The organism is Micromonospora sp. NPDC047187 (assembly GCF_040643355.1).
Lineage (GTDB): Bacteria > Actinomycetota > Actinomycetes > Mycobacteriales > Micromonosporaceae > Micromonospora > Micromonospora salmantinae.
This window is the reverse complement of record NZ_JBEYUF010000052.1, coordinates 1-6,831: the sequence shown is the minus strand read 5'-3', so window position 1 is coordinate 6,831 and position 6,831 is coordinate 1. Positions and strand designations below refer to the sequence as shown.

The following is a 6,831-nucleotide window of genomic DNA, read 5'->3' as shown; positions in this document are numbered from 1 at the left end:
CGCCGAGGCGTTGATCGGCCCGAACGCCAGCAGCCGACCCAGCGTCCTCGCCCCGTTCCACCCCTACCTGCGGCAACGACTCACCGACGGCATCCACGAGACAGTTGCCCTGCATGCCGAGATTCTGGCCCGCGGCTACCAGGGCAGCTCGCGTGTACTGAAAGATTGGCTCACCACCAACCGCACCAAACCCACCCCTGTGGCCGTCCGAGTGCCGTCCGCTCGGCGGATCACCGCCTGGATCATGCGCCCTGGACACAAACTTACCGACGACGACCGCACCAACCTCGCCGACGCCCGCAGCCGCTGCCCCGACCTCGACACCGTCGCCGACCTCGCCCGCGGGTTCACCGCGCTGGTCCGGCACCAGGGCACCAGCCAGCACCTTGACGCCTGGATCGACCGTGCCCGCAACGCCGGATACCCCGAACTGCGCGGCTTCGCCGCTGGCCTGATCAGTGACCGCGACGCGGTCGTCGCCGGCCTCACCCGACCCTGGAGCTCAGGCCCCGTCGAAGGCCACGTGAACCGAATCAAAACGATCAAGCGACAAATGTACGGCCGCGCGAACCTCGACCTCCTCCGCAAACGAGTCCTCGCAACACCCTGAGCCGCTACCAAGATCAATCACAGAATGTGTGCCAGAGCCGACTCGAAGTTCCGGACGTGGCTGCAGCAGCAGCGCATCGGTTACGTCCTGGCCGTGCCCCGCAACCAGCGGGTCCCGACCACGGTGGGCAACTCCCGCCCGGACGTCCTCGCCGCCAACGCGCCGGCCCTGGCATGGAAGCGGCGCAGCTGCGGCGACGGCGCCAAAGGGCCACGACTCTACGACTGGGCCGTGGCCTCCCTGCCCGGTACGGTCGACGGGTACGGCCACTGGCTGCTGATCCGACGCAGCATCACCGACCCCACGGACCTGGCCTACTACCTGTGCTTCGGCCCGGCCGGGACGCCCGACGAGGATCTGATCCGGGTCGCTGGGACCCGTTGGGCGATCGAGGAGTGCTTCCAGACCGCGAAGACCGAGGTCGGCTTGGATCATTACCAGGTGCGTCGCTACGACGCCTGGTACCGCCACATAACGCTCGTTCTGTGCGCCCACGCCTACCTCGCCGTCACCGCCGCCCACGCCAAAAAGGGGGTGCCGGATTCGAGCAAGAGGGTCTCATTCCTCTCACGCTCGGCGAGGTCCGACGTCTCCTGGCACACCTGATCACCACCATCCGACCCTTCGACCACATCCATCGATGGTCACGATGGCGACGCCGACACCAGTACCGCGCCAAAACAGCCCACTACCAGCGAAGACTTCAACTTCAGCAGGTGCGGCTGGAGTACTAGGGCCGGCGGCGTTGAGCTGGCCAAGCACGAACTATCACCCTCAGACTGACTACTTCTGGGCAGAGTAGGCGTACACACGCATGCTCACGTGTTTACAGAATGCTCACGCCAAAGTAGACTCTTACCGTCGCCGCTATGCGAGAGTGGAGAGTCATGAGGATCATCGAAGGCACCGTCGATGAGATCATCGAGTACCAAACCCGCACCAACCATGTCCCGCCAGCAGAGGACGACGGAACCGCAGCTCCGGAAAAGGAGGCGCTCCCGACTCGCAGCACGTCGGCGCTCGACTCCGACGACGAGGAAGCGTTCTTCATCAAGCAGTTCGTCTACACCCGTGCGAACGACGGCGGCACGGCCAACAGGGTGCTGACGTTCCTCAACCGCGCCTTGGAGCTCAAGACTGTGGTCGCCATTGGGGAGTCCGACCGCACCCACGACGGCTACACCGACTACATCATGGTCCGCGACCAGGGACCGAAGAAGTACGGGGCCGTCGTCTACGTCAAGCCGGGCAACGGAGGCCTCACGCTGCGACTGCGCCCCGAGGATGTCAACGACCTGGACGACGACCGGATCAAACTCCGCAACGTCGCGCAGACCCAGAAGTACGCGGTGAACTGCCCGCTCAACGACGGCGACGCGGTCGACCTTGCCCTCGTTCTGACCGAACGCGCCCTCAAGAAGGTGCGTGGCAACTGACCTTCGCGCGCGGTCCGGCAGGAGCCAATCCAGATGGCGAGGCTCCGGCTGGACCGCGACCGTTGGTCAAAGGCTTCAGTCGTCGCGCCGCTGATAGCGAACTACCCGCCTGGCACTCGATTCCGACGATGCCCCCGCTGACCAGCGGTACAGCTTGCCGGAACAGCCCTCGCGCTGGATGTTGAGTGACTGCATCGGTCATCCAGGATCTGCACGGTGGAGATCTCATCCTCGGCGTCGCGCTGGCAGTCACCGATGACGGGACTCCATGCGACAGTCCTACATCATCCGCGACCTCCGGATTTGCCGATGACAGGTACTTGTGGTGACCCAGGTAATGATGAGGATGCGGTGCAGATCCGCAGGCGCCGCTGAACGTTAAGGCACGAGGCGGTCAGCGATACTCTGACCACCGGCTCTGATGATTGGGGAAACCATGAAGGTTCGAGGGACCGTGTTACCTGACTCAGTGCTGGCACCCATGCGGGCCGCCGCCGTGACCGCTGCCCGAGACGCGGGAGACGTCACATCCGACGAGTTGGCGGAGCGAGTCCTCGATGCGGTCGTGAAGGCATTGCTTGCCTCCACCGACGTCAAACAGCAAATTCGTGAGCTTCCACCGTTAGACAGCCTGCCTCCCGGCGCCACCATGGCAGACGTCCGTACCGAACAGCGATTAGCGATTTTCACGCCACCGGAACCCTGCTTTAGCTACGGCTCACCGATCACCAAGGAATCTTGGCTGAATGTGGGGTACGCCGAGCGATCGACACGAACGGGCAGTGACAAGAGCGACTAGCCCCGGTACGGCTCCTGGCAGTCGATCTGCACCCGTCTCCGCAGGTGGGCCCTCGATGGCACGTTCGAGCGGATGCTCGCCGGGATCCAGGCCGACGCGGACGCTGCCGGGGACATCGACTGGTTGGTGTCGGTCGACTCGACGATCGGGCGCGCCCACCAGCACGCCGCCGGCGCGAAAGGGGGCGCGGAGACTCGAACGAACCGCAAGATCACGCCTTCGGTCGATCTCGAGGTGGACTGACAACCAAAGACTCACCTCGCCTACGACAGCCGGGGACGAACCCTGGGCTTCGTGCTCTCCGGCGGCAACGTCAGTAGTAGGGCTGATCTGGGCCCTGGCACCGGTGCGGAAACGGCCGGTCGAGCAAGATCGCCATCATCGACGGCACCCTGATCCCGACCCGCGATCACCGCCTGGCGGCCCGGAGCAAGAACTACAGGTACTCGACGAACCTGCAGGTCGCCATCGACGCCAGCACCCGCCTGGTCATCGCCGTCGGCGACCCGTAGCCCGGTAACCGCAACGACAGCGTCGTCTACCGCACCAGCGGCACGCAGGAGAAGCTGGACGGGCGCCCGGTGATGGCGACGGCGGCTACCGGCGGCGGTGACCACCGCGTCGAAGGCCGCCGTAAATTTCGTGTCCCGGTCGCGGAGCAGGAACCGCAGTTCGGCCACCCGCTGGTTGAGGTCATCAGCAGGTTGCGCGCCTGCTGCGCTACCAGGCGCCGTTCGGATGGGTGGTCACCCCGACGACGTGGACCTGGCGGGTGGCGATCTCGACGAAGACCAGCACGTAGACCCGCTTGAACAGCACGGTGTCGACCGTGAAGAAGTCACATGCCAGCATCGTGCGGGCCTGGGCGGTCAGGAACTGTCGCCAGGTGGGCCCGGACCGCCGCGGCGCGGGGTTGATGCCGGCCTGGTGGAGGATCTTCCACACGGTGCTGGCCGCCACCTTTTAGCCCAGGCCGACCAGCTCACCTTGGATGCGCCGGTGCCCCCAGGTCGGGTTCTCCGCCGCCAAGCGCAGCACCAGCCGACGGACCCGGTTGTCGACGGGCGGCCGGCCCGGCCGGGCATGCGGGTAGGTCCATCGTCGGGCGACGAGCTCCCGATGCCACCGAAGCAGTGTCGCTGGGGTGACGAAGAACGCCGACCAGCGCGGGCGGGGCAGCAGCCGCGACAACACCGCCAACACCACCCGGTCGGCGGGTTGGAGATCTGGGCGGTGCACCTGTCGGCGCAGCACCGCCACCTGATGCCGGAGTACCAGGATTTACACGTCCTTGGCCCCACCATCGTGGGCGAGCTGGGACAACATCTGTAGAACCTGGCGAAGCAGCAGGTACATCAGCGATGTGCTCATGGCCTTCATCGTGTCGGCCAGGTCGATGTCGAGCGAACTGCAGCTCAGCCGGCGTAACCCAATTCTCGAGCCCCACGGGCCCGTCCGGCATGATCAGCTCGCTACAGGTTTCGATGCGGTTCGGTAACAAGCTGAGCTACATCAGTATGAAGAACATGGAGCTCACTCGGCTGCTGATCTAGCCGGCGAGGATCCGGGCGACGGCGGTGCTCAGCACGCGTACGCCGCGGGTCGAGCCCGCCTCTAGCCCGGTCAGGTCGCGCACGCGGGTCAGCCGGTAGTCGAGCGTGCGCGGGTGGATGCACAGCGCGGCCGCGGTGTCGAGCCGGTTCATGTCGTGCTGGTAGTAGGCGTCCAGCGTGGCGACCAGGTTGGGGCCGGCGTCGAGTTGCGCTCCGACCACCTGGAGCCACTGCCCGACCTCCGTCAGCCGGGCGGCGCCCAGCTCGGCGAAGACGTCGGTGACCGTGTACGCGTGGCGCGGCACGGCCCGCACCGGTGCGACCTCGCTGACCTGCCGGGCCAGCGCCACGGCGTCGCCGAACGCGCGCACCCGCCCGGGCGCGGTGCCGGCCGCGCACGGTCGGCCGGTCATCGAGGCCACGTCGCGGGCCAGCGCGAGCCCGCGCTCGACCGCCGGCTGCCGGGCGCCCGGCGAGCTGGGGATCAGCGCGACCACCTCGTGCGGCTCCGGCCAGCTCAGCGGCATCCAGTGCGTCTTCAGCAGCGCGCCGGCGAACTCGTCCCGCGCCGCCTGGTCCGGCCCGGGCGACCCGCCGGCCACCCGGACCACCGTCGCGACGACGTGGTCGGGGACCGGCATGTGCAGGCTGCTCGCCAGGTCGGTCGCGCTGTCGTCGCCGGCCAGCAGCATCACCGTCAGCAGCCGCACCTGGGCGGCGGTCGCCAGCGTGCGCCGCTGCCCCTCGATCCAGCCCCGGGTGTACGCGCCCTGGGCGGCCAGTCCCGCGGGAGCCAGCCAGGCGAGCGTGTGCATCGTCGCGGCGATGTCGTTCGGGCCGGCCGCCTCGTACACCTCGCGCAGCGTCAGCCGGGTGTGCACGAGCAGCACCTGCCGCTGCGCGGTCAGGGTGAGTCCCTTCTCGCCGCGCTGGCGGCCCATCGCGGCCATCAGGTCCAGATCCTGCACGTGGAACGGCGCGCTGTCCGCCGCGAGGTCGACCGTGCGCTGACGGAGGAAGACCGCGAAATCGAGCATCTCCGACCGCACCTGCGGCATGGCCGCGAGGTTGCGGTATTCCAGCAGTTCCTCCTGGTAGGCGTCCACCGCCCGGTGGGCGTTGTCGGCCACTCGCTGCCGCCAGAGGCTGAACAGACCGCCCATGCCGGTCAACGGTAATCGATGCGTTCCGGCCACGCCGCCCGGTTGACGCGGACCGGACAGCCTTGCGGACATTCGCAAGAACCGGGGTACGCCGGCGACCCGGTTCTCGCTCTGTCACGAAGACCCGGCCACCGGCACCCTGGAACGCTTCGCCATGGACGTCGGACGACGGCCCGGCCTACTCGGGCGCGACCAGGTACGCGCCCCGGCATCCGCAGATCGCACAGCAATCGAGAGGTGGTTCTGGTTATGACATGGCGTAGTCGGCCCTCCGCCGGAGCACGATCCGGCATTCTCCGCGCATCCAGTCTGCTGTTGGCCGCGACGGCGATGCTCGCCGCGTTCATGGCCGCACCGTCCGCGGCGGTCGCGGCACCCGCGCCGAGCGGCGACGCGGCTGTCGCCGCCATCGGAGCCGAGCGGGCATCGGCGAGCTCCGCCGGCACGTTGAGCGTCACGACGTCGACGGCGGCCGCCGCCTCACCGGCGAAGGGCGGCGGTTTCTCGGTGATGTCGGGCTCCTGCCCGTATGCCGGGCAGTACGTCGACCCGTGGCTGATCGTGTTCCAGGGCTGCACCCTCACCGGCCAGCCGACGACCGCGGTCAGCGCCCGGTGCTCCAACGGGGCCACCCTGGGCCCCGTGCACGTGCCGCCCGGCGTCTACGACATCTATGTCGACTGCTACCCGGCGTTCTTCAGCTCGCTCGCGTTCATCTGATCGGCCCACCCGGCACGGATCCCGTTGCGGGATCCGTGCCGGCGGTGCCGGTCTCAGGGCAGCGCGTCCAGGTGCGGGCCGACCGTGTTGGCGAAGCGGTTGCCGTTCGTCACGTCCCAGTTGACCGACCAGATCATCGCGCCGCAGGACCGACAACGGTCGGCCGCGTCCGTCGACCGCGAGGTGGGTCTTCGTGCTCGGCCCGCCCGCGGGATCGACCGATGCCCTAAAGGGCCGGGTGGACTCGGCCTGCGTGTTGGGGCTCATCACATTGTCCAGTCCTCGACAGCCAGGACCAGTTCTTCAGCGCGGGCAGCCGAGATGCTGTGCCGTTCGGCGATATCCGCGAGCACTGCTTCTTCGCTGACGTCGACGTTGTCCTCGGTTGCCTGGTTGAACTCGGCGTTGAGCACATAGGCCTGCTCCGTCGGCACCTGGCACTCATCAGGCTGCGACAGCTTGTCGCGGACGACAGCCTGATGGAGCCGGTAGCCCTGCCAGGAAGCAGGGTCTCCATCGGCGGCGTCCGTCCAGCGCCCCTCGGGCGCCC

The 6,831-nt window shown here is 67.7% G+C and carries 9 protein-coding genes and 2 pseudogenes; 7 read left to right on the top strand and 4 right to left on the bottom strand.

Annotated features, from left to right (window positions below):
* From ABZ794_RS33740 to ABZ794_RS33715, 6 genes and pseudogenes are all read left to right on the top strand, one after another.
* On the top strand, positions 1 to 610 hold a 610-nt coding region (locus ABZ794_RS33740; RefSeq protein WP_357519476.1), incomplete at its 5' end, for a transposase.
* A 24-nt stretch (positions 611 to 634) separates the two neighbouring features.
* Positions 635 to 1,216, top strand: coding sequence for a transposase (locus tag ABZ794_RS33735; RefSeq protein ID WP_357519474.1), 582 nt, complete (start codon positions 635 to 637; stop codon positions 1,214 to 1,216).
* Between the two features lie 281 nt (positions 1,217 to 1,497).
* Complete coding sequence (locus ABZ794_RS33730) at positions 1,498 to 2,046, top strand: hypothetical protein (RefSeq protein WP_210781278.1); 549 nt, start codon at positions 1,498 to 1,500, stop codon at positions 2,044 to 2,046.
* Between the two features lie 469 nt (positions 2,047 to 2,515).
* Positions 2,516 to 2,845: a hypothetical protein gene (locus ABZ794_RS33725; RefSeq protein WP_357519478.1), complete on the top strand. Its 330-nt coding sequence runs from the start codon at positions 2,516 to 2,518 to the stop codon at positions 2,843 to 2,845.
* Positions 2,840 to 3,109 (top strand): annotated as a pseudogene (locus ABZ794_RS33720) (IS5/IS1182 family transposase); the annotation flags it as partial. The gene ABZ794_RS33725 and the pseudogene ABZ794_RS33720, both read left to right, overlap by 6 nt.
* A 55-nt stretch (positions 3,110 to 3,164) precedes the next feature.
* A pseudogene (locus ABZ794_RS33715) lies at positions 3,165 to 3,435 on the top strand (transposase); the annotation flags it as partial.
* 130 nt (positions 3,436 to 3,565) lie between these two features.
* On the opposite strand, the gene ABZ794_RS33710 reads toward ABZ794_RS33715, so the two are convergent.
* The 3 genes from ABZ794_RS33710 to ABZ794_RS33700 all read right to left on the bottom strand — a co-directional run bounded on the left by ABZ794_RS33710 (position 3,566) and on the right by ABZ794_RS33700 (position 5,561).
* The gene (locus ABZ794_RS33710; protein ID WP_210781293.1) at positions 3,566 to 3,790 is read right to left on the bottom strand and encodes a hypothetical protein; all 225 of its coding nucleotides are present in this window, start codon (positions 3,788 to 3,790) and stop codon (positions 3,566 to 3,568) included.
* 18 nt (positions 3,791 to 3,808) lie between these two features.
* Complete coding sequence (locus ABZ794_RS33705; protein ID WP_357519471.1) at positions 3,809 to 4,105, bottom strand: hypothetical protein; 297 nt, start codon at positions 4,103 to 4,105, stop codon at positions 3,809 to 3,811.
* Between the two features lie 289 nt (positions 4,106 to 4,394).
* On the bottom strand, positions 4,395 to 5,561 hold the full coding sequence (locus ABZ794_RS33700) for a helix-turn-helix domain-containing protein (protein WP_357519469.1): 1,167 nt from the start codon (positions 5,559 to 5,561) through the stop codon (positions 4,395 to 4,397).
* A 249-nt stretch (positions 5,562 to 5,810) separates the two neighbouring features.
* Between ABZ794_RS33700 and ABZ794_RS33695 the strand changes: the two genes are divergently transcribed.
* Positions 5,811 to 6,281 carry a hypothetical protein gene (locus ABZ794_RS33695; RefSeq protein WP_330440913.1) on the top strand — a complete coding sequence of 157 codons (471 nt, stop codon included), beginning with the start codon at positions 5,811 to 5,813 and terminating at the stop codon, positions 6,279 to 6,281.
* 266 nt (positions 6,282 to 6,547) lie between these two features.
* Here ABZ794_RS33695 and ABZ794_RS33690 read toward each other — a convergent pair.
* On the bottom strand, positions 6,548 to 6,831 hold a 284-nt coding region (locus ABZ794_RS33690), incomplete at its 5' end, for a hypothetical protein (RefSeq protein ID WP_357519467.1).

What these genes read in the sequence shown, in the direction of transcription:
- ABZ794_RS33730 (WP_210781278.1), top strand. Translation starts at nt 1,498, where the DNA reads ATGAGGATCATCGAAGGCACCGTCGATGAGATCATCGAGTACCAAACC.
- ABZ794_RS33695 (WP_330440913.1), top strand. Translation starts at nt 5,811, where the DNA reads ATGACATGGCGTAGTCGGCCCTCCGCCGGAGCACGATCCGGCATTCTC.
- ABZ794_RS33700 (WP_357519469.1), bottom strand. Translation starts at nt 5,561, where the DNA reads ATGGGCGGTCTGTTCAGCCTCTGGCGGCAGCGAGTGGCCGACAACGCC.
- ABZ794_RS33735 (WP_357519474.1), top strand. Translation starts at nt 635, where the DNA reads ATGTGTGCCAGAGCCGACTCGAAGTTCCGGACGTGGCTGCAGCAGCAG.